Origin of the sequence: Brevibacillus laterosporus DSM 25 (assembly GCF_002706795.1) — a bacterium.
Taxonomy (GTDB): domain Bacteria; phylum Bacillota; class Bacilli; order Brevibacillales; family Brevibacillaceae; genus Brevibacillus_B; species Brevibacillus_B laterosporus.
Genome location: NZ_CP017705.1, coordinates 4,965,945 through 4,990,366 on the forward strand (window position 1 = coordinate 4,965,945; position 24,422 = coordinate 4,990,366).

General features: G+C 41.6%; 1 protein-coding gene (only partly in view). It reads right to left on the minus strand.

Translation table 11 applies throughout. The annotated features are described in order from the left end of the window. On the minus strand, positions 1–24,208 hold the 5' portion of the coding sequence (locus BrL25_RS26330; RefSeq protein WP_018669922.1) for a non-ribosomal peptide synthase/polyketide synthase. Its footprint begins 12,332 nt before the window's first position; the window shows 24,208 of its 36,540 coding nt (coding positions 1–24,208); the start codon lies at positions 24,206–24,208; its stop codon lies off the left edge, out of view. Positions 24,209–24,422: the final 214 nt, after the last annotated feature.

The window sequence follows — 24,422 nt, forward strand, 5'->3', positions numbered from 1 at the left end:
CCTCTTGCCAAATTTGCACCAGCTTTGCTTCCATCCATGTACGAGGTGCCACGTATTCTGATCCAGTGAGTATGCCGCCTTCTGGGGCAGGAAGTGCCTTTCGATCAATCTTGCCATTTGGTGTAAGTGGCATTTGTTCCAGTTGAACGAAATAAGACGGAACCATATAGCTTGGTAGTCCCTGAGACAATTGAGCTTTTAGATCATGGACAGTCAGTTGTTGCTCAGCTACGAAATAAGCGCATAGCTGCTGCTGCCCCTCTTGATCTCCACGTGCGATTACCACTGCCTCCTGCACCGAGCCTACTTGTAATAGCTGTGTCTCTACTTCACCAAGCTCGATTCGATGGCCTCTAATTTTTACCTGATGGTCAATCCGCCCTAGATACTCGATCGTCCCATCTGGAAGCCATTTGGCCAAATCTCCTGTTTTATAAATTCTCTCTCCTGGTACAAGTGGGTTCTCAACAAACATTTCTTCCGTAAGCTCAGGACGATTCCAGTAACCTCTTGCCAGTCCTTCACCAGCGATGCACAGCTCCCCTGCAACCCCGATTGGTTGAGCTTGACCCTCAGCACTTAACAGATAGAAGCGGGTATTTACAAGCGGCTTACCGATTGTTATTTGCTCTTCACCTGTCACATCTGCGACTGACGACCATACAGTGGTTTCCGTTGGTCCATACATATTGTATAGACGGGCTGATGTATTCCTACGCAACATCTCCAGCAAGGAAGCAGGTAGTGCTTCTCCCCCTAGCATGATTACATGTAGCTGTTGTAAGCACTCGAGATGGTCAGACGATAGCAGCATCTGCATACGAGATGGTGTCATTTGAATCATATCGATTTGTTGTTCTACGATCACATCACTCAATGCTTGTGGATCTGTTTGTTGATCCTCACTAGCCAGAACGACTCTTACCCCTTTACTTAATGCCAGGAACGTTTCTAATACGAAGATATCAAACGAGATAGTGGTAACAGACAATAGGGACTTTCCTTGGGCAAAATCAATTCGATCTGTGATACCTTGGATCAAGTTCACGACCGACTGATGCTGAAGCATAACCCCTTTTGGTTTACCTGTCGACCCAGACGTATAGATGACATAAGCCAAATCATTAGAACTGCCCAGCACATCTAGATTTGATCTGTCTTGATGATAGGAAGCTTCCTCGTCTAAGGAAATACGTCTTTCAACAAAAGCTAAGCGATCATGCAATTGGTTTTGCATAACGACCAGCTTGGCCCCAGCATCCTCTAGCATGTAACGGATACGTTCTTCTGGATATTCTGGATCAATCGGTACGTAAGCACCTCCAGCTTTCAAGATACCTAATAAACCGACCATCATTTCTAAAGAACGCTCCACCATAATACCGACTAGTTGATCTGGTTGTACACCTTCAGCACGTAGTGTTCGAGCCAATTGGTTAGCTCGTTCATTTAGTTCCCGGAACGTTAGCTGCTGTCCTTCGTAAACCACCGCTACCTGCTCTGGTGTACGTGCCACCTGATCTTCAAATAACTGGTGGATCGTTTGTTCACGTGGATATTCTGCTGCTGTATCATTCAATGTTTCGAGAATGAATGCCTTCTCTTTCGCTGTTATCATCTCAAGAATAGCTAGCTTCTCACGTGGATCACTTATAATACCATCGATCACCTGTAGGAAATGCTCTGCCATCCGTTCTATGGTTTCACGTTTGTATAGTGAGGTAGCATATTCCATTCCGCATCTGATGCCTTCTGCTTCTTCCATTGCATTTAACGTTAAATCAAACTTGGCAACACCATGCTCATCTGCATAAGGAGTAAATTTTAATCCTTCAATAGCAAGTTCCTCATTCTCCACGTTTTGCATGATAAACATTGTGTCAAACAATGGATTTCGACTGAAGTCACGCGCTACTTGCAATTTTTCAACCAGTTCCTCAAACGGATACTCCTGATTCTCAAATGCTTTTAACGCATGTTCTTTGACTTCCTGCACAAAGTCATAGAAGGATTTCTCTCCTGCCGGCTGCGTCCGGATCGCTAATGTATTAACAAACATACCAATCAGGTTTTCTAAATCAGCATGAGGTCTACCTGCAATTGGCGTTCCAATGATGACATCCTCTTGTCCACTATATTTGTGAAGCATAGCTGAATAGCTAGCCAGTAAGACCATAAATAAAGTGGAACCGGTCTGAGCTGCGATTTGTTTTAATCCCTTACTTCGTTGTTCATCAATAAAGAATTCAAATGTGTCTCCTTGATAAGTTTGTACGGCAGGTCTGACAAAGTCAGTTGGCATATCCAAAACTGGAATTTCTCCATGGAAAACATCTAGCCAATATTTTTCTTGTTTCTCCATTTGTTTACTTTGTACTTCCTCTTGTTGCCAAACTGCATAATCCTTGTATTGAATTCGAAGTGGTGGCAGCTCCTCACCTTTGTATAATTGAACGAATTCCTGTATCAGAATGCTTGATGATGCACCATCAGAAACGATGTGGTGAATATCAAACAGGAGGAGATGTCGATTTATACCAAGCTCGATGAGTCCTACTCTCAGAAGTGGCACTTTTTCCAAATCAAATGCACGTACAAAGGCGCGAATGAGATTTTCCGCTTCTGCTTCTGTTGCCTGTGCATACTCTACTTCAAACTTCACATCCTGATACACTCGCTGGATTGGCATTCCATTTATCATTTCAAATCCAGTTCGCAGTGCTTCATGACGTTCAATCAATTTTCTGAAGGCTTCCTCTAAAAATGTTCGATTAAGCGGGCCCTCTACCAAAAGGACACTCGGCATATTGTAGTTGAGCTCTCCACCCTCCATCTGCCCTAAGATATACAATCGTTTTTGGGCGGATGAGACAGGATAGAAATCTCTTTGCTCAGCAATAGGCACAGAAGCATACGTAGCTTCAGATTCCATGTCTGTTATTCCTGCTGCCATTTGCTCAATCGTTGGAGAACTAAATACGTCCCGTAACGCTACGTTTATCCCCAACTCTTTGTGTATTTTAGCCACTAACGTTGTAGCACGTAACGAGTGACCTCCAACCTCAAAGAAGTTGTCCTTTATTCCAATGTTTGAGATCCCCAGTACCTCTTCCCAAATTTGCGCTAAGGAAGCTTCTAATGCAGTACGTGGTGCTACATGCTCTACCCCTGTTTGCAGGCTACCCTCTGGAGCAGGCAATGCTTTTCGATCAATTTTTCCGTTTGGTGTTAGAGGCAGCTCCTCAAGCTGTACAAAGTAAGACGGGATCATATATCCAGGCAGTTCTTGTACCAATGTTGCTCTGAGGTCGCTTACAGTAAGATGCTTGTCTGCTACAAAATAGGCGCATAACTGCTTTTGTCCACCAGAATCCTCTTGGGCTATAACCACAACTTCTTCAATCGAATGTACTTTCAACAGCTGTGCTTCTATTTCACCTAGCTCAATTCGGTTTCCACGAATCTTTACTTGATCGTCGATTCGACCTACATATTCGATGTTTCCATCTGTTAACCATCTGACCAAGTCACCTGTTCTGTACATTCTTTCGTTGTCGTCAAATGGACTATCTACAAATTTCTCAGCTGTCAATTCAGGACGGTTCAGATAACCACGCCCCACACCTATTCCAGAAATATACAGCTCACCTGGAATGCCTACAGGCTGGATAGCACGATTCTCATCTAAAATGTACATTTTTACGTTAGGCAATGGCTTTCCTATCGGTAGATTCAACGACAAGAGAGAATTTGTCTGCTCATAAAAGCTTGAATCAATGCACGCTTCTGTTACACCATAGCTGTTAAGAATACGCATATGGTCACCAAATCTACTTAGTAACTGAGCAAAAGCTTCTACAGGGCATTGGTCTGAACCCACAATCAGCGTTTTCAAGGTGTGGATATCTAGCTTGTTCTCATAGACGTAATCCATAAGTGGAATTGCTATAGCTGGTGTTGATTCAAAAATGGTAACCTGATGTCTACTAATTAGCTCATAAATGCTAGCAGGGTCTAATCTAGCATGACTCGGACAAATCACTAATTCCCCACCATTCAAGAGAGCACGTACATAATCTCCCGTGAATACGTCAAAGGCGAAACTAGCCCATTGCAAGACTTTTGGATTTTGTTCATGTAACCCATAGGCTAATTTCCAAGCGTTGGACATGGCAGTCAATTGCTTGTGCTCAATCATTACCCCTTTTGGTTTGCCTGTTGTTCCAGACGTATAGATGACATAAGCTAAGTGATTTGGATCTTGTATCGGTTCCAGATTTGAAGCATTTTCACTATAGGCCTCTGAGTCATCAAGCATCACCATACTTCCCGTAAAGGAAACACGATCTTGTAAGTGACTCTGCGTAACTAATAGGTCTGCTTTCGCATCCTCTAGCATGTAGCTGATACGTTCTTCAGGATACTCAGGATCGATCGGTACATAAGCAGCACCGGCCTTTAGAATTCCTAAAATCCCAACCATCATCTCAGCAGAACGCTCAACCATGATCCCTACCAGTTGATCCGCTTGTATTCCCTTACTTCTCAAGGTTCTTGCTAACTGATTTGCTCGCTCATTCAGTTCACGATAAGTCAGCTGCTCACCTTCGCATACAATTGCTACTTGATTTGGTGTACGTTTCACCTGACTCTCAAACAATTGCTGGACAGTCTTCTCTTCTTGATAATCAGCTACAATATTGTGAGATCCGAGTAAGATTTGTGCTTTTTCTTCAGCTGTTACCAGTTCCAGTTGATTTATAGGTACATATGGATCCTTGACCACTTGCTGTAGCATATGAACAAAATGCTCTAGAATCCTGTCAATTCCTGTTTGGTCAAACACGGTCGCATTGTACTCAATATGAACTCTAATCTCTTCCCCAGGCAAAACATTTAGATTAAAGTCATAGTTTGTCTGTTCTACAATCGAAACGTTAGCAATCTTAAAGGCATCTGGATCATTACCACCAACTTGCTCCATTTGCTGTTCCATCGGATAGTTCTCAAACACCATAATATGATTAATCAGATCCTGTTTTTGTTCAGACAAGGCTTGGATTTCATAAAGTGGATACGTGTCATACGCATGGGATGCTAATGCATGCTCTTGACTTCGTTTCATCACTTCAGTAAAAGTATCACCCGCCTCCAAACGAACACGGATCGGAATGGTATTAATGAACAGACCAATCATACTCTCAACATCTGGAATATCAGCCGGTCTTCCTGAAACCACGCTTCCGAAGACAGCATCTTGACTACCGTTGTACTTCTGAAGCATCAACCCCCACACAGTCTGCATTAACGTATAGATTGTCACCTGATGTTGTCTTGCTAGCCCATTCATCTGCGCGGTCAGTTCTCGACCCAAATCGCAGAAACGATGGTCGAATACAGGATTTTCTTTCCTTTGTACCTTCTCCTTAGGCACCGTCGTTTGTTGGTCATACCCAGCCAAATAACTGCTCCAATAGGTAGATGCTTCCTGCGTGTCTTGGCGTTGTAACCATTCGATATAAGCACTATAAGGAGGTACCTCTGCCAATTTCGGTTCTCTATTTTGCAAAATGGCAAAGTAGCTTTCAAACACCTCTTGAGCAACCAGAGATAAGCACCAGCCATCCATTAGAATATGATGGGAACTCCAGATGACTCTGTATTCTTCTGTACCTGTTCGTAAAATGGACAACCGCAACAACGTATCCTGACTAAGGTCAAATCCAGTTTCTCTGTCCTTTTGGATAAAGTCTTGCATGTACAATTCGCGTTCAACTTCATCCATTCCCAGCAAGTCTTCATAATGAAGCGCATGGGTTCTATTTTGGTACACAACTTGAACCGGTTGGTCCTTCCAGCCATTGTAGAAGTTTGTTCTAAAAATCTCGTGGCGTTGGAACAGCATTTGTAAGCTCTGTCCAAAAACAGTAGCATCAAAGCGTCCAAGCACATCAAACGTCGTTTGTTCAAAATAAGCTCCTGATTGTGGATCCATGAGACTATGGAACCACATCCCCTTCTGCATTGGCGTCATTGCATATATGTTTTCTATTTGACCAATGTGTCTGGTTTGAACTTCAATCTGTTCAAGCTCTTCTACTGTTAGACCTCGTAGTAAAACATCACTTGGCGTCAGTTCTGTACGTTCTTTCGATACGCAGTGTTCAATTACTTCACGTAAGCTTTCTTGTAAAAGCTTACTGAACTGCTCCATCGTTTCGCGATGATACTCTTTGCCACTGTAATGGATTGTCATTGACAAGGCACCATTAGAAATCATGCCATTCATATCCATGGCATATTGCATGGTCGCATTTGCACTCATGTCTGAGCCTTTTGAGTAAGGAGATAGCTCAATAGCGTTGTTTTGTAAGTCTTGATCAAACTGACCGAGATAATTAAAACTAATTTCAGGTTCAGCTGTGAATGTATGCTCCTGATGGCCGTCAGACAAATACCTTAGGATTCCGTAGCCTATTCCCTTTTGCGGGATTTGGCGGAGACCTTCTTTAACAGTTTTAATTAATGTAGTCAGCTGTTTGCCAGCGTTCATCTGTAGAAGGACAGGATACTGACTCGTAAACCATCCTACTGTTCGTGTGATATCGACATCCGAAAGAATAGCCTCTCTGCCATGTCCCTCCATGTTAACCAGCACTCGTTCCATTCCTGTCCAAGAATGAAGCGCTAAGCTTAAGGCTGCCAGCAATAAGTCATTTACTTCTGTGTTATATGCCCGGTTTGCTTGTTTTAACAGTTGCTCGGTTTCCTGAGCTGTCCAATGAACAGTGACAGATTCAACGTCCTTCATCAACGAAGTTACCTGTCTGTTATCTTTCGGTAATGGAGTGGCTTTTGTTTGGTCAATCTGCTGCCAATATTCTCGTTCCAGCTCGATTTTTTCACTGTTTGCGTATTGGGATAACTGCTCTGCCCATGTACGGAACGAATCTGTTTTATACGGGAAGCGAACGACCTCTCCCTTAACTGCTTGTTCATAACCACTTGCAATATCCTCAAACAAAATTCTCCACGAAACCCCATCTACAACTAAATGATGGATCACGATAAGCAGATGATCTCCGTCCTCGCATCGGAATAGACCGAGCCTTAGAAGTGGTCCTTCACTCAAGTTGATACTCGCCTGCAACTGATTTGCTTTCTCTTCGATCGCCTGAGCGCAGTTGGCGATGCCTTTGAAATCAAAAACTTCTAGGCTATAGGATTCTCCTTCACCTACTCCACGGTACCATGCCTTATACTCACCTTCAGAAGCGCGAATTACCATCCGTAGCGCATCATGGTGTTCCGTAATTTTGTCCATTACCTTATGAAGAGCTGTTTCATTAAAGCCTTCTGTCCGGTATAACATCATTGCTTGGTTATAGTGATCAGGATCTGCATAGGATTGCTCAAAGAACCAACGTTGAATCGGTGTCAACAACGATTCCCCTAATACCTCTCCTTGATCAGCTATTCTTGTAACCGAATGAATATGCTTGCTTAACTCGGCTATAGTCGGATAGCGGAACAAATCTTTCATCTCCAGCTTAAAACCTGCCTGTAATAAGCGTGAAGAAACCTGAATAGATTTGATCGAGTCACCGCCAAGATCAAAGAAATTATCCATGATCCCGATTGCTTTTGTACCCAAAACAGCTTCCCAAATGGAAACGAGTATTCGCTCTACCGCTGTGCGAGGTCCCACGTATTCGATTTCGTTCTCTACATTTCCTTCTGGGATAGGCAACGCTTTACGGTCGATTTTCCCATTCGGTGTAAGCGGTAATTGCTCCATTTGCATGAAATACGAAGGAACCATGAAACTCGGTAGCACCTGCGACAATGCCCCTCTTAGCTCACTCGAAGATAGCTTTTGTTCTGCTACAAAGTAAGCGCACAAATACTTTCTTCCGGCTTGATCTTCTTGGGCAACGACTACATTTTCTTTTATCTTCGCAATTTTTAAGAGCTGTGTTTCTACTTCTCCTAACTCAATTCGGTTCCCGCGAATTTTTACTTGATGATCGATTCGACCCAAGTATTCAATATTGCCATTCGGTAGCCATCTTACCAAGTCACCTGTTCGATACATCCGTTCTCCTGAAACAAACGGATTCTCTACAAATTTCTCTGCTGTTAACTCTGGACGGTTCAAATATCCTCGTCCCACACCGCTTCCAGCTATATATAATTCTCCTGGTACCCCAATTGGCTGCATCACATTGTTTTCATGTAAAACATACATTTTTACGTTAGGTAACGGCTTACCAATCGGTATATTCATAACGAGAAGAGAGTCCGTCTGCTCAAAGAAACTAGAATCAATGCACGCTTCTGTTACCCCATAGCTGTTAAGAATACGCATGTGTGAGCCAAATCTAGTTATCAGGTTCGCAAACGCATCTGGTGGACATTGATCGGAACCAATAATTAGCGTTTTCAATGAAAGAACATCCAATTGGTTGTCATAAACATAATCCATGAGTGGTATAGAAATTGCTGGTGTCGATTCAAAGATAGAAACCTTATGTTCTCTGATTAGCTCATAAATACTTGCAGGTTCTAGTCTTGAATGACTTGGGCATATAATCAAGGTTCCGCCATGTAATAGTGAACGGACATAATCTCCCGTAAATACATCGAAGGAGAAGCTTGCCCACTGCAATACTTTTGGCCGCTCTTCATCTAACCCATAGGCTACTTTCCATGCATGAGCCATTGCTGTCAGCTGTTGATGCTCAATCATGACACCTTTTGGTTTACCTGTTGTTCCTGATGTATAAATCACATACGCTAAATGATTTGGAGCTTGGATTGGTTCCAGATTGGAATCATCGTTGCTATATGCTGCTGTATCATCAAGCATTACGATTCTTCCTGTAAAAGCTACACGCTCCTGTAAATGAGTTTGGGTCACGAGCAGTTTGGCTCCTGCATCCTCCAGCATATAGCTAATGCGTTCCTCTGGATACTCAGGGTCAATCGGTACATAGGCGGCCCCGGCTTTTAAAATCCCTAGAATACCGACTATCATTTCTACTGAGCGCTCAACCATGATCCCTATCAATTGATCAGCATGTACTCCAGCAGTTCTCAATGTGCGAGCCAGCTGATTTGCTTTTTCATTTAACTCACGGTATGTTAGCTGACTTCCTTCATAAACAACCGCTACCTGATCTGGGGCACTTTCTACCTGTGCCTCAAATAGCTGTTGAATTGTCAATGTTCGTGGATAAGGCATGTCAGTATCATTAAATACTTCAAGGATTTCTGTCTTTTCTCTTTCTGTTATTAGTTCCAGATCGTTTACAAGAATCTGTGGATTGTCCGCGATTTGCTCCAGAATGTGTACAAAATGGCCTAAAATCTGTTGAATGCTATCCTGATCATAGACAACTTCATTGTACTCTGAGCAAACATCTAAATTTTCTCCTGGAATGATAGATAGGTTGAAATCATAGTTGGTTTGTTCCATAATTTCGATATTTGCAATCTCAAAGCTTTCACCATCGCCATCACCCAACTGCTCAATTTGTTCCCCCATTGGATAATTTTCAAACACGACAATATGGTTAATCAAATCTTGTTTTTGTGCAGTTAGTCGTTGGATATCGTATAGCGGATAAGTATCAAATGCTTGAGACGCAAGAGCCTGCTCCTGTCCACGTATCATTACATCTGCAAAAGATTCCTCTTTTGCGCAACGAATACGGACTGGAACTGTGTTGATAAATAAACCAATAATATTTTCAATTCCAGGAATTTCGGTTGGCCTTCCAGAAACGACGCTTCCGAAAACAACATCTTGGCTATCATTATATTTTTGCAAGGTAACTCCCCACGCTGATTGTACCAACGTATTAATTGTCACCTGTGCTTGTTTTGCTACCTGATGTAAACGCTCGGTTAGCTCTTTGCCAAGCTGACGAGTAAGCTTCGAAGCAACATAACCCTCAGACTTGTGTAGCGTCTTCCCTTTTGGTAACAAGGTTTGTTGATCATAACCGGTTAAATAGTTACTCCAGTAATCGGATGCCTCAGCATCGTCCTGCTGTGCCAGCCACTCGATATAGTTACTATATGGTGTTACATCTCCAAGCTCAGGCTGCCTATTTCCTCGAATGGCAAAGTAGCTACCAAACACTTCTTTTGTCATGAGAGATAAGCACCAGCCATCCATCACGATATGATGGAAGCTCCAGATCAAGTGATATGCTTCTTCCCCTGTACGTAAAATGGATATACGAATGAGTGAATCTTGGGCCAAATCAAACCCTTTTGCTTTATCTTCAACCGCGAAGGCAGTGAGATAAGCATCACGTTTTTCCTTATCCATTTGGCGCAGGTCCTCATAATAAAGTTCACTGCGTTTGTTTCGATAAGCTACTTGCACCGGTAAGTCTTTCCAGCCATCGTAGAAATTTGTTCTCAATGCAACATGCCTTTGTGTCAAGAGATCTAAACTCTTTCCAAAAGCAACGACATCGAAGCTTCCTATCAAATCAAAGGTTGTTTGTTCAAAATAAGCTCCGGACGATGGATTCATCAAGCTGTGGAAATACATCCCCTTTTGCATCGGGGTCAACGGGTAGACGTTCTCAATCTCACCTATTTGCTGAGTATCCTCCACTAAACGTTCCAGTTCTTCAACAGTCAGACCTTTTAACAAGATATCACTTGGTGTCAATTCTGTACGTTCCTTAGCTACGCAGTGTCTAATTACCTCTTGCAAGCTGGAACGTAACAAATCAGCAACATGCTTAATCGTTTCCTGCTGATATTCCTTACCGTTATAGCCAATCGTAAGTTCCAATACTCCTCCTGAAATCAGACCATTCATATCCAGAGTATATCTACGTTCCTTATCTTGGCTAACAGCTGCTCCACTTGAATAAGGTGAAAATTGCATATCATTGCGCTGCAAATCCTGATCGAATTGTCCTAGATAGTTAAAAGTGATCTCAGGTTCAGCCTTAAATGTAATACCATCTTTGGGCTCAGAAAGGTATCTGAGAATACCGTAGCCGATACCCTTTTGCGGGATTTGACGAAGTCCCTCTTTAACAGTTTTAATCTGCTGAGCGATATTCTTGTTCGTGCCAGTCTCCATAACAACTGGGAACTGGCTAGTGAACCAGCCCACTGTACGTGAAATATCAACATCTGGAAGGATAGATTCCCGACCATGACCTTCTAAATTGACTACTACTTGTTCCGTTCCTGTCCACGCATGAATAGCCATTCCAAGCGCTGTTAGTAACAGATCGTTAACTTCTGTATTGTAGGCGCGATTTGCCTGTTTTAAGAGTTGCTCTGTTTCTTGCTCTGTCCAACGTATAGTAACGATTTCCCCATCTCGTACTAATGACTCCTTCTGGATCTGATCTTTAGGCAACGGAATCATCTTTATCTGTTCGATTTGATTCCAATATGCTCGTTCAGCATCCATCGTCTGACCGTTGGCATAGTGAGACAACTGCTCAGCCCAAGTTTGGAATGAATCGGTTTTTTGAGGTAGACGAATTTCTTGTCCATTCAACGCTTGTTCGTAACCTGCCGCAATGTCCTCAAACAGAATTCGCCAAGAGACACCATCTACTGCTAAGTGGTGAATCACTATCAGCAAATGATCGCCATCGGAACATTTAAATAGTCCGAGCTTCATTAATGGGCCTTCTGTTATGTTAATACTACTTTGAATCTCGTTTGCTTTCGCCTCAATTACCTGTGCTAGTTCAATCACGTTTCTCAGGTCAATTATCTCAAGATTATATAGCTCCCCTTCATCCACCCCGCGATTCCAAGCCTCATATCCATCGCCGGTTTCTCGGAAAACCATCCGTAGAACATCATGATGTTCCACAATCTTTTGTATTACTTGACGCAGTACCACTTCATCGAATCCTTGCTTCTGATACAAGGTGACTGCTTGGTTAAAATGGTGTGGTTCAGCTGATTTTTGTTCAAAAAGCCAGTGATGAATTGGTGTTAGTTTTGTCGCACCAACCACTTCCCTTTGGTCTGCAATCTTGCTAACCAATTGAAGATGTGGGCTTAATTGAGCCACTGTTGGATATTTAAACAAATCTTTTATCTCAAGCTTATATCCTGCTTGAAGTAATCTGGAAGAAACCTGAATGGCTTTGATAGAGTCTCCCCCAAGATCTAGGAAATTCTCTAAAATACCAATCTGTTGACTTCCCAATACAGCCTGCCAAATCGAAACCAGTGTTTGCTCAACCGGTGTACGTGGCTCTACATACTCTACTCCTGTTTGCACGCCACCCTCTGGTGCAGGCAATGCTTTACGATCAATCTTTCCATTTGTAGTTAGAGGCATCTGTTCTATTTGCATAAAGAAAGCTGGAATCATAAAGCTAGGTAATTCTTGAGACATTACGCTTCGAATCTCACCTACAGTTAACTGCTTATCTGCTACGAAATACGCGCATAGATGCTTCTGCCCCTCTTGCTCCTCCCGTGCAATCACAATCGCCTCTTGCACAGAATCGATTCGTAACAGATGTGCTTCCACCTCGCCAAGCTCGATACGATACCCACGAATTTTTACCTGATGGTCGATACGTCCCAAATATTCAATGGTTCCATCTGGTAGCCATCTCGCCAAATCCCCAGTCTTATACATTTTCTCTTCTTGTGCAAATGGATTCTCCACGAATTTCTCTCTTGAAAGCTCTGGAAGATGTAGATAACCTCTAGCTAATCCTGCACCAGCTATGCATAACTCACCGGCTACGCCAACTGGTTGAAGCTGATTGTGTTGATCTACAATATAAACACGTTTGTTTGCAATTGGTCTTCCAATTGACAGTTCCTGTTCTGGTTTCGTAATTGATAGTGATGTAGTAACTACACTACTTTCTGTAGGACCATATTCGTTGCAAATTTCAATGTTCGGATTCAATTCCGCCACTTTTTTAACAAGTGAAGCAACGATCTTCTCTCCACCAACTGCGATATTTTTTACTGACTGTAAATCTTGTGGTTTCATTGTCTCGACAATCGCCCATAAAAAGCTAGGTGAGCTTTGGAAGTGTGTCATTTGATGCTGAGTAATTGCTGTTTTGATCGCTTCAGGATCCTTACTTTCTTCGTCACGCAGTACATATACGGTTGATCCCGATACCAAAGGTCCGAATAAATGTGTAAGGAATGGATCGAATACAAATGGAGTTACCATCAGCACGCGATCTTCCGTTGAAAACTGATAAGAGTCAGCCTTCCAAAGAATCGTGTTTACAATGCTTGCATGCTCTACCATAACACCCTTAGGTTTACCTGTTGTCCCCGAAGTATAGATGACATAAGCCAAATCTTGTGGTCCATGTATCGGTTCCAGATTCGAAGCTTCTGTCTGGTAAGATGTTTCCTCATCTAACAATAGAATTGTACCTGTAAACGATACTCGATCCTGTAGATGACGTTGTGTCAGGAGCAATGCAGCTTGCGCATCCTCAAGCATGAAGCTGATGCGTTCCTCAGGATACTCAGGATCGATCGGCACATAAGCCCCGCCAGCTTTTAAAATCCCTAACATCCCAACGATCATTTCTAGCGACCGCTCAGCCATGATTCCTATTAATTGATCGGATTTTATACCTTGCTTTCGCAATGTTCTCGCTAATTGATTAGCCCGTTCATTTAATTCACGATAGGTAAGCTTTTCTTCTTCGCAAACAATCGCCATCTGGTCTGGTGTACGTTCCACCTGGCATTCAAACAATTGATGAAGCATTATGTCCTGCGGATAAATCTCTTTTGTATCATTAAATACAGATAAAATTTGTTCTTTTTCAGTTGCAGTAACCAATTCTAATTCACTTACATGTAGTTGCGGGTTGGAAGCGATTTGTTCGACAATGTGAACAAAATGACCCTGTATTTGTTCAATGCTCGTTTCATCATATACTAAGGTGTTATAGCCGTAGCAAATTCCCAATTCTTCGCCAGGCATGATGATCAGGTTAAGGTCATAGTTCGTTTGTTCTACTGTATCGATATTGCCAATTGCAAATTTTGACTGTCCAGTGCTTCCCAATTCCTCAATCTGCTGTTCCATTGGATAATTCTCAAACACCATAATGTGATTGATTAAATCCTGTTTTTGTTCTGTAAGCGCCTGAATATCGTAGAGCGGATAGGTATCAAACGCATTAGATGCCAATGCTTGTTCCTGAATCCTTCTCATTACCTGTACAGCCGTTTCGTCTGCTTCACAACGGATACGGACCGGGATTGTATTGATAAACAGACCAAGGATATTTTCAACACCAGGTATGTCAGCTGGTCTTCCAGAAACGACACTACCAAACACAGCATCATGGTGATTATTATATTTCTGGAGCATAATTCCCCATGCCGTCTGCATCAATGTATTAATTGTTACTTGATTCTGCTTAGCTGTTTGATCCAATCTCTTGGTAAGTTCTTTACTAAACGTGTAGTTTAATTTGGTTGCTGCATAACCATCAGCATTGTCTTCCTTACCCTGCTTATTATCATTGATCAACAACGTTTGCTGTTCATACCCGGCTAAATACTCGCTCCAGTAACTAGCTGCACTCTCCCGATCTTGACGTCCTAGCCATTCAATATAGTGGCTATACGGAGTTAGAGCAGCATACTCAGGTTGTCTATTTTCCCGAATTGCAATGTAGCCACCAAAGACTTCTTTGACCATGATAGACACGCACCAACCGTCCATCACCATATGATGGAAGCTCCAAATAAAGTGGTACGTTTCTTCCTCTGTGCGAAGAATTGATACGCGAATCAATGAATCTTTGGCTAAATCAAATCCTTTTGCTTTGTCTTCACTCGTATAAGTAGCGACATAGGATTGACGTGTAGCTGTATCCATTTCACGTAAATCTTCGTAGTAAAGTTCACCTTTTTTATATCGGTACACCACTTGAACTGGCTGGTCTTTTAAGCCATTGTAAAAATTTGTTCGTAATGCCTCGTGTCTTTGTACCCATGCATCTAAACTTTTAGCAAACGCATTGATATCAAAGCTTCCCGTCATATCAAAGGTTGTTTGTTCAAAATAAGCACCTGAATGTGGATTCATCAGGCTGTGGAAATACATACCTTTCTGCATCGGAGTTAATTCATATACGTTCTCCACTTCGCCTGTTTCCTGTGTTTGTTCCACTATCTGATCAAGTTCCTCAATGCTCAGATCAGCTAACAACACATCACTCGGAGTAAGTTCTGTGCGTTTTCTCGTCACGCAGTGTGTAATCACATTCTGTAACGATGCTTGTAGCAGCATAGCTACTTCTTCCATTGTTTCTTTCTTGTATTCTTTGCTACTGTATCTGATTGACATCTCCAAGCGCCCATTAGAAATCATACCGTTTATATTCAAAGCGGTTTTCATTTCTAACTGCTCACTTACTACGTCTCCAACTGAATACGATGATAATTGCATCTCATTGTTTTGGTAGTCCTGATCAAACTGACCTAAGTAATTAAAGCTAATTTCAGGTTCTAGTTTGAATATAAGATTATCTTGCAGTGTAGATAAGTATCTCAAGATGCCATACCCAATCCCTTTGTTAGGAATCTGGCGTAGCCCTTCCTTAATTGTCTTGATTTTTTGAGATAGGTTCTTATCCGCTTGTATCTCTACAACTACTGGGTACTGACTTGTAAACCACCCTACTGTACGAGTGATATCAATATCCTCAATGATAGCTTCTCTACCATGTCCTTCAAGATTAACGAAGACCTGCTCCATTCCCGTCCATGCATGGATTGTCATCCCAAGTGCAGTTAGTAACAGATCATTTACTTCTGTTCCGTACGCACGATTCGCTTGTTTTAGCAATTGTTCCGTTTCCTGCTCAGTCCATTGAACAGTAACAATTTCACTATCTCGCACCAGCTTCTTCGCCTGTGGACTATCCTTTGGAAGTAGTGGCATCTCTATTTGCTCAATTTGTTGCCAATACTTTTGTTCCCTCTCCATAGCTTCACTATTTGCATAGAAAGATAATTGTTCGGCCCATGTTTGGAATGAATCCGTTTTTTGTGGTAATTGGATGGCTACTCCATTCATTATTTGTTCATAACCTGTAGCAAGATCTTCGAATAAAATTCGCCATGAAATTCCGTCTACTACTAAGTGATGAATAACAATCAATAAATGGTCTCCGTCTGAGCAATGGAACAAACCAAGTTTCAGGAGCGGCCCTTCATTTATGTTGATGCTACTTTGAATTTCGTTTGCTTTCTTTTCAATCAGCTTAGAGCAATCTGCTTTCTCTTTGAAATCAAACACTTCTAAAGTATATAAATCCCCTTCATCTACGCCGCGATTTCGCGCCTCATACCCACTCTCAGTCTGATTAAATACCATTCGCAAAGCGTCATGATGAGATGCAAGCTTTTGCATTACCTCACGAAGTGCAGACTCTTTAAACCCTTGCTTCCGATATAACATGTATGCTTGATTGAAATGATGCGATTCAACCGGCATCTGTTCAAAGAACCACCGCTGTATTGGTGTAAGATCTATTTGACCCTTTACTTCCCCTTGATCTGCTATTTTGCTAATCAGTTGAAGCTGTGGGCTTAGCTTTTCTACAGTTGGATATGTAAACAAATCCTTCATTTCCAACTTGTATCCTGATTGAAGTAATCTAGAAGAGACTTGGATTGCTTTTATTGAGTCGCCTCCCAGATCAAAGAAATTATTCATGATACCTATTTGCTGACTTCCTAAAACCGTTTTCCAAATGGATACCAACAGTTGCTCCATTTCTGTCCGAGGAGCAATATATTCCACCCCGGTGTGCATGTTTTCTTCAGGTGCAGGTAGCTCTTTGCGATCAATTTTTCCATTTGAAGTAAGTGGCATTTGCTCCAATTGCACAAAGTAGGTCGGTATCATGTAAGTAGGTAATTCATGAGATAATTCGCTTCTGAGTTCAGCCATACTCAGCTGGGTTTCAGCAACAAAATAGGCGCTTAAATGCTTTTGTCCTGCCTCGTCTTCCCTGGCTATGACAATCGCTTCTTGAACCGAATCTATCTTCAACAGCTGCGCTTCAACCTCACCAAGCTCAATACGGTACCCACGGATTTTTACCTGATGATCAATTCGACCCAAATATTCAATGGTACCATCTGACATCCATCTAGCCAGATCGCCCGTTCTGTACATTCGCTCGCCTTCTCTAAAACGGCTATTAACAAATTTTTCTTCTGTAAGCTCTGGTCGATTCAGATAACCTCGTGCTAGCCCTACTCCAGCGATGCATAGCTCGCCTGGAACACCGATAGGTAGTAAATGACCGTCTGCATCAACAATATAGATCCGATGGTTCTTAAGAGGTCGACCGATAGGTACAACTTTTTCAGACATAGACTCTCGGTCATAAGACCATACGGAGGAGCAAATCGTATCTTCAGTCGGACCATAGGCATTAAAATACGACACATGATCTTTCCATTTCTGCACTAACTCAATAGAGGAAGCGGACCCAGCAGTGATCAACGTTTTTAAACTAGGCATATTGCTTGGCTCCAGATAAATTGCATAAGTAGGAGGCAAGGCCGCGACAGTAATTTGATTGGTAGTTATATAGTCTTCAAACAAACGATAATTCATAATGACGGAAGTAGAAGGTATATAGAGTGTTCCGCCACAAATAAATGCTTTAAAAAATTCTGCGCACGCTGCATCAAATGACATGCTGGCAAATTGCACGGTTCGATCACCGGCGCTCAGTCCCAAATTGTATTCAAAATACGTTTGTAGATTGCACAGCCCATGATGTTCCACCATGACACCTTTTGGTTTGCCCGTTGTTCCAGATGTGTATATGACATAAGCCAAATCATTAGGTCCAGTGATTGGTTCAACATTGGTATCGTCAGCGCTGTACACTATCTCATCATCGAGCATTAGGAGTGTTCCATCGAATGCGATATGCTCCTGCAAATGACTTTGGATGAGCAACAGCTTTGCTCCGGAATCCTCCAGCATATAACGAATACGCTCTTCTGGATAATCTGGATCAATAGGCACGTAGGCTCCTCCAGCTTTTAATATCCCAAAGATACCTATTATCATTTCTAAAGAACGTTCTACCATGATTCCGACTAAATCGTTTGCCTGAACTCCCTCTGCCCGCAGGGTTCGTGCTAGTTGATTGGCTTTCGCGTTTAATTCACGATAAGTCAATTGTTTTTCTTCATAAACGACCGCCACTTGATCTGGGGTTCTCTCTACATGCTCTTCAAACAACTGGTACACTGTCTTCTCGCTCGGATAGGTCGCCTGAGTATCATTGAACACATCGAGAAGCTGCGCTTTCTCAATAGGTGTCACAACTTCTAATTCATTTACGCGGGCATGTGGATTTTCAATAATCTGCTCCAGCATATGAACAAAGTGCATCACGATTCGCTCAATGCCTGCTTCATCATATACATGCGCATTATAATCTAGTAAAAGCTTCATCTCTTCGCCCGGTACTACAGCTATATTGAAATCATAGTTTGTTTGTTCTGTTACTTTTACATCTACAATCGTGAAGTTGGCTTGTTTACCAATTCCCAATTGTCCCATCTCATGCTCCACAGGATAATTCTCAAACACCATGATGTGGTTAATTAAATCCTGTTTTTGTGTAGTCAGACCTTGAATGTCATAGAGAGGATGTGTATCGTGAGCATGCGATTCCAAAGCCTGCTCCTGCACTTTTCGCAATACTTCGCCTAACGTTTCTTCCCCTTCACAACGAATCCGTACCGGAATGGTATTAATGAATAGGCCAATTATCCCTTCAATACCTGGAATATCGGCGCTTCTTCCCGAAACAACACTACCAAAAACAACATCCTGATTACCATTATATTTCTGTAATAAAATGCCCCATGCAGTCTGCATGAACGTATTAATTGTCACCTGATGTTGCTTCGCGACTTGATTCATTTGGGCAACCAGTGTCTTAGTAAGCACCTTAGTCAACTTCTTAGCAGAGTAGCCCTCTCTGTTCTGGGGCTTCTCTTTTGGCAAGAGAGCTTGACTCTCGTAGTCTACCAAAAAATTGCTCCAATATTTGATTGTATCCTCTTGATTTTGACGCTCTAACCAATCGATGTACTGGCTATATGGCGTTACGTCCTCCAACTCAGGTTGTCTTTTTTGCAGAATAGCAGAGTAGCCCTCAAACACTTCTTTAGTCATTATTGGCAAGCACCAGCCATCCATCACAATATGATGGAAGCTCCAAATGAAATGATAGGTTTCTGCTGTTGTACGTAAAATCGAAACACGCATCAGAGAATCTTCAGCCAAGTCAAATCCTCTTGCTTTGTCCTTGCTGGTAAAGGTAGTCAGGTACAACTCACGATCTACCTCGTCCAATTCGCGCAAATCTTCATAGTATAGCTCACTGCTCTTTTGTCGATAAACGACCTGAACAGGATCGTCTTTCCATCCACTATAGAAGTTGGTTCTCAATGTTGCATGTCTTTGTGTGAGGGAATCCAGACTTTTACCAAAAGTAATGACATCAAAGCTTCCCTGTATTTCAAACGTTAATTGTTCAAAATACGCCCCTGACTGTGAATCCATCAGGTTGTGGAACAGCATACCTTTCTGCATCGGTGTCAAGGAGTAAATATTCTCAATCTCGCCAATATGCTTCGTTTGTGCAACAAACCGGTCAAATTCCTCAACAGTCAGTCCTTTTAACAACAGATCGCTTGGCGTTAATTCTACCTGTTCTTTCGCTACGCAGTGTGCAATCACCTGATGTAGGCTTACACGTAATAGTTCCCCTAATCGCTCCATTGTTTCTTTGCGATATTCAGTGGCGCTGTAACTAATTGTAAGTTTTAACGATCCACCAGTGACCATTGCATTTAAGTCAAGTGTATATTTCCTCGCTGCCTGTCCACTTACAAATGCTCCACTTGAATGATTCGACAGTTGCAGAGCATTATGCTGTAAATCCTGATCAAATTGACCTAAATAGTTAAAACTGATCTCAGGCTCTGCTCTGCCTATGTCTCTATCTTCAGAGTCGGTTAAGTAGCGTAAAATACCATAACCAATCCCCTTATGTGGAATTTGACGCATCATTTCTTTGACTAGTTTAATCCGTTGAGAGACATCTTGATCTATTCCTATCTGAAGAACAACAGGATACATGCTTGTAAACCAACCTACTGTACGGGTAACGTCAATATCTTGAATAATGGATTCACGACCGTGTCCCTCTACATTCACCAGCACTTTCTCTGTACCAGTCCAATCGTGTATAGCCATTCCCAAAGCTGTAAGCAATAAATCGTTAACCTCTGTGTTGTAGGCTCGGTTTGCTTGTTTTAGCAACTGCTCTGTTTCCTGCTCCGTCCACTGTACTGCTACGATTTGACTTTCTCCAACAACTGACTGTTCTTGGATAAAATCCTTTGGCAAATCTGTCTTATCTATTTGTTCAATCTGTTGCCAGTATGATACTTCGTTTTGTAATTCCTCGCTGTCTGCATAAAGAGATAGTTGCTCGGCCCACGTTTGGAAGGAATCCGTTTTCTGTGGGAGACTAATTGCTTCACCTTTTAGGGCTTGTTCATAGCCACTCGCGATATCTTCGAATAAAATTCGCCACGAAACTCCATCTACCGCCAAATGGTGAATGACAATCAGTAGGTGATCCCCTTCTTGACATTGGAACAGTCCCAATTTGAGAAATGGACCTTCTGTCAGAGAAATGCTACTTTGAATTTCATTTACTTTTGTCTCTATCGTTTGGGTGCAGTCTGTTTCATCTCTCAAATCTATTACTTCAAGACTATAAAGCTCACCCTCTCCTACTCCTCGATGCCAAGTCTCATATCCATTACCTGTTTCACGAACTACCATTCGTAATGCATCATGATGAATGGCAATCTTTTGTATGACTGAGCGAAGTACTGTTTCATCAAAACCTTTATTCATGAAAAGCATGAAAGCTTGGTTATAATGATGTTGTTCAACTAGTTTTTGTTCAAAGAACCAATGCTGAATCGGGGTCAGTAAGGTAGCCCCCACTACCTCACCCTGGTCAGCAATTTTCGTAATAAGCTGAATATGTCGACCCAATTGTGCAATGGTTGGATAGCTGAACAAATCCTTCATTTCCAGCTTAAAGCCTGCCTGAAGCATCCTTGAAGAGATCTGGATAGACTTAATGGAGTCTCCTCCCAGATCAAAGAAATTATCTAATACACTAATTTTCTTAGCTCCTAATACAGCCTGCCAAATAGATACCAATGTCTGTTCCATAGCAGTGCGAGGTGCTACATATTCTACACCCGTTTGGATACTCTCCTCTGGTGCTGGTAGCATTTTACGATCAATCTTGCCATTTGGAGACAGTGGCATTTTATCCAATTGTACAAAATAGGATGGAACCATATACGTAGGTAGCTCTTGTGAAAGTTCGGCTCTTAGCTCGCTTACAGTCAATTGCTTGTTTGCTACGAAATACGCGCACAATTGCTTCTGACCGTGTGCATCTTCTCTAGCGACTACCACTGCTTCTTCTATTGCTTCCATTTTCAATAACTGTATTTCGACTTCGCCAAGCTCAATACGGTAGCCACGGATTTTTACTTGGTGATCAATTCGACCCACATATTCCATATTTCCATCTGGCAACCATCTCGCAAGATCACCTGTTCGATACATTCTTTCCCCAGGTCTAAAGGGGTTTTCTATAAATTTTTCCGCGGTTAGCTCAGGTCGATGTAAATAGCCTCTGGCCACCCCATCCCCAGCAATGTACATCTCTCCAATGAAGCCAATTGGCACTGGCTGCAAAGCTGTATCTAATAGATAGATCCTTACATTGTCGGCGGGTACACCAATTGGTACAGAGTTTTGTGAAGTATTATTCGGATCAAATACATAGAGCATGCAGCCTACTACTGTTTCCGTAGGTCCATATTCATTCATAATTTGGACATTCCCACCGAAATTACGATCTATTTTGCTAGCGAGCTGCGTATGTAAGCTTTCGCCACCAACAATAAATCTTCTAACATTACTGTTCGTACCATCGAATTCTTCGATTAGTTTTAGATGTGTAGGGGTTAGTTTTATGATTCCAACTTTATTATCTGTAAGAATGTCTTGAATAACCTGTACCTTGTCTTCCCCACTATAAATGTAGATCGTATTCCCAGAAACAAGAGGGGTAAATATAGACGTGACGGTCAAATCAAACGAAATGGACGAATAAAGTGGGAAATGAACAGTCTCATTTTGTACATACACTTTTCTAGCCCACCAAATATAATTGACAAGCCCCTGATGAGTGATCATAGCTCCCTTCGGATTTCCAGTGGAACCTGAGGTATAAATGATATAAGCTAGATCATACATGTCGTTTATATGTTCAAGATTGGCAGTACTTCCCTGATATAGCTCTTGATTGTCTAAGTAAAAAATCTCTTTGTTAAAAGTACATTTAGTAGAAAATTTTTGCTGCGTTAGCAAAATAGTTGTTTGACTATCCTCTAGTAAATACTGAATTCGATCTTCTGGATAATCAGGATCAATTGGTAAATAGGTAGCTCCGGCTTTTAAAATGGCGAGAATCCCTACAACCAATTCCAAGGAATGCTCTGCCATAATGGAAACAACACTATCAGCAGTAACCCCTTTCTCTCTTAAAAAATACGCTAGTTGATTGGAGGTTTCATTTAATTCCTGATAAGTGAGTTGTTCCCCTTCCCAAATGACAGCCACTTGCTCTGGTGTACGTGCTGCTTGTTCCTCAAACAGTTGATGAATCAGTTTTTCACGTGGATAGTCCGCTTGAGTGTTATTACATACTGATAAAATATAATTCTTCTCTTCTTCTCGAAGCAACGAGATGTCCGCAATTTTTGAAGTAGGATGATGAATGATTGTTTCAATAATGATAAAGAACTGTTGAACTAGTTGTTCCATCTCCTCTTCTGTAAACAACTCTGCTCGATAATTTAGTTGAAACAGAATCTTATGATCGTCTAATTCAATAACATTCATTTCAAAGTCATTTATGACGTCTCCACAAAAATTCTCGTCAACCTCAATTCCAACATTTTCATACTGCGAATAATTCATGGCGCGGTACTGTACGGAAGCACCAAAAAGACGTTGCAGGTCCTTATGCTGATGTGTTTGTCGCAAGTCTTCCATCATTCGATTGTATGGGAATCTTTGATGGCGTAGGATCGAAACCTGCTCTTTTGATACAACTTGTAAAAGGGAAGATAAGTCCATGTCAGGATCTACGTATACTCGTGTTGGCACTGTACTAACAAACATTCCTAACATTTCTTTTTCCTTTTTGGTAGTTCTGTTCGCATAGAATGTACCAATTGAAACATCGTTCTGTGTTGTCTTTTTATGCATATAGATGTACAACGCAGTCATAAAGACTGTAAGCATACTATTCTTAGTCTGTTTACAAAATTCGTACAGGTTATGATACAAGCTATCTTCTAAGATTATATTTTTTCTTTTTCCAGCTGTGCTTAAGGTAAAAGGATTATATGATTTAAACCCTATCACTTCAGGTAAGGTGCTAAATTTATCCACCCAATACGTTTTATCCTTTTGATAGCGGTCTGATTCCTCATAGTCTTGCTCCGTTTGTATAAAGTCGAAATAAGAATGATTCTCTGCTATTTCTGGAAGCTGGCCACTAGCAATCTGGGAATAGTATTCGTTTGCTTGATTAATGAACATTCTTGCAGAGATACCATCGCAAACAATATGATGAATTTTGACATTGTACCAATATTCTTGGTCGCTAATCTTGCAAATGACAAATTGATACAAATCTGAATGTAAAAGTTCAAACGGTGTACGACTGTGCTGATCCAACCATTTTAGTGCCTGAGCTTCCCTATCAACTCCAGAAAAATCAAAACATTCGAATGTTTTGTCGCTATACTCCTCCAGATATTGTTGTGGATACCCATTCTGGGCTGTTATTTTAATCCGAAAGACATCGTGCCGGCAAATAATCATATTTAAAGCTTGTTGCAAGGCACTCAGATTAATATTGCCTTTCATTTTAATTGTCAATGAAATCGTCGACACACCCGTGTTTGGATAAAGTAACTCAGAGTACCAAATCCTTTGTTGAGGCTGAGTCAACGGAAATAATTGAATCAAGTCCTTATTCATATTGCTGCACCTCTTGTTAGAAATTATAGTTTTAGGGATAAAAAATACTATGATTGCTTACTTATGTAGATGCTACCAGCATGTTGCAGAGTTTGACTGTATGTTTAGGAAAAATGACGCGCGTTAATCTATGATTTATGGGATTTCTGTCTAGAGATGTAGGAATTGCTTGTGGATGGAAAGAGCGTTATTTATGCAGATAAATCAATAGGAT